The following is a 1,930-nucleotide window of genomic DNA, read 5'->3' as shown; positions in this document are numbered from 1 at the left end:
GGTGGCGGTGGTGGTGCGGGAGCTGGTAGCGGTGGTGCCGGTGGCGGCGGTGGTGCGGGAGCAGGTAGCGGCAGTGCCGGTGGCGGCGGTGGTGCGGGAGCAGGTAGCGGCGGTGCCGGTGGCGGCGGTGGCGCGGGAGTTGGTAGCGGTGGTGCCGGTGGCGGTGCGGGAGCTGCCAGCAGTGGTGCCGGTGGCGGTTATGGTGGGGGCGATCCTTTTGCCGGTGAATACGGTTTGCCTTACCCGAACCGGCTGGGCACGCAGATCCAACGGAACAGGGCTTCGTCAATTGATGACTGGCTTCGTGACGGTGCTTTTTATCCGTTCCGCGAACGCGCGCCCCGCCCTCGGTGGGATATGCGGAGACACGCGACGCCCGCGCCTTACGTCCACAAGGTTCACAAAGCTCAGCGGACGAAGCTCAAGCCGCACGAACCAATGCGGAAGATGCTGTCGGATCAGAAACCTGTGCGGCCGCTTGGGGCGCGAACCTCATTGGGCGCGCATCCCCCGGGAAATGATGATGCGACGGCTGCCAGCCCGCCGGTCAATCGCGCGCGGGATGAAGTTCAAGTCGCGCCACTATCCGTCATCGAGCCTAAAGGCGAGCAAACGATTGGCGCGGCACCGGTAGATGCCTCGGCGGATGTCGTTCAGGTCACCCCGCCACCCGTAATCGAGCGCAAAGGCGAGCAAACGACCGGCACGGCACTGGTAGGTGTCTCGGCGGATGTTGTTCAGGTCACCCCGCCGCGCATGATCGATCACAATGACGCGTCGATAACCAGATCACTCGACGGGTCGCTAGTGATGATGATGATACTCGTGGCATTCGGCTTTATCACGTCATTGCTATTTCGCCGTAGCTATGCCGAACGCGTCTTAGCCTTTGCTGCGATGCGCAGCTCCGAAGCGCGAGCCGACTCCGCTCGCCCAGTCAACTTGCGGTCTCCACCGCAAATCGAAGCCGATCCGAATCCCTTATCTAGTCTGGAAGCGTCGGTGAGAAACGTCCTCAACACAATCAAAGAGGCTGAAGCCGACATGGCTTCCTCACGACAGCTCCGAAAAGCCCGGGTGAAGCCGAGCTAGCTCCCATCCTGAACTCAGCTCGTAGGATGGGTAGAGCGGAGCGAAACCCATCAAGGTCGATCGTCGAATGATGGGTTTCGCAAGGGCTCTACCCATCCTACGAGCTTGCGAAACCTACCATCTTCGCCAACCGCCACCAGGAGAGGTTGAACACCGATAAGTGCATCATCGCTGCGTGCAGCATTAGCAATTTGTAAAAATGGCAAAGTTGAGGCTGTCAAGGATAGATCAAGGTAGAACGGAACTTATCCACGTAATAAACCCAATGCTGTTTGGGGTTCTGGGTGCGTATTGGGAGGATTAATCATGGCAGGTGTTGAACAATTGCGCAGGCGAGAGGGAGTGAACCTGGTCCAACTCGAGGCGGACATTGCGTCGGTGCGCTCGGGAAGCTCTATCTCTTCCATTGCTCTGCCTGATTACGTCGAGCACACCGCGGGCGTGACGCGCGTCGGGGCGCTCAGTGCAGAAGCGGTCGTTCGCGACTATGAGTCCGCTGCAAAAGAGATCGAGGCGATGGGCACCGAGTTGATCGACGCCGCACAAAAATGCGAGGCGCTGACAGCTCAGGTCCATGATGCGATCGCCTTCATGCGAGAAACGGCGGCGGGGTATCGTGAAGAGGGACGGAAGATCTTCAAGCGCATCGAAGAATGCGCGCTGTTCACCGAAGACGTCCGCAAGACATGCGAACAGGTCAAGCGCAGGATGGTCGAAGTCTCGGTAGGCCCATCGTCTGAGGAGGAGCTTGCGTCGCAAGAGCCCGAGCTGAGCGGGATCGCCGCGAAGGTGTCGATGAGCGAGATACGGTGAGGCGGGTATAGCGCGACAATCTGGA

The 1,930-nt window shown here is 60.1% G+C and carries 3 protein-coding genes; 2 read left to right on the top strand and 1 reads right to left on the bottom strand.

Annotated features, from left to right (window positions below; genetic code table 11):
* On the bottom strand, positions 1-270 hold a 270-nt coding region (locus FXV83_RS43720), incomplete at its 3' end, for a hypothetical protein (RefSeq protein WP_210250808.1).
* A gap of 168 nt (positions 271-438) precedes the next feature.
* On the opposite strand from FXV83_RS43720, the gene FXV83_RS41800 reads away from it, so the two are divergent.
* The gene (locus FXV83_RS41800; RefSeq protein WP_148745822.1) at positions 439-1,092 is read left to right on the top strand and encodes a hypothetical protein; all 654 of its coding nucleotides are present in this window, start codon (positions 439-441) and stop codon (positions 1,090-1,092) included.
* A gap of 306 nt (positions 1,093-1,398) precedes the next feature.
* Positions 1,399-1,905: a hypothetical protein gene (locus tag FXV83_RS41795; RefSeq protein WP_148745821.1), complete on the top strand. Its 507-nt coding sequence runs from the start codon at positions 1,399-1,401 to the stop codon at positions 1,903-1,905.
* The last annotated feature ends 25 nt before the right edge of the window (positions 1,906-1,930 follow it).

The organism is Bradyrhizobium hipponense (assembly GCF_008123965.1).
Classification (GTDB): domain Bacteria; phylum Pseudomonadota; class Alphaproteobacteria; order Rhizobiales; family Xanthobacteraceae; genus Bradyrhizobium; species Bradyrhizobium hipponense.
This window is presented reverse-complemented; position numbering and strand designations above follow the sequence as displayed.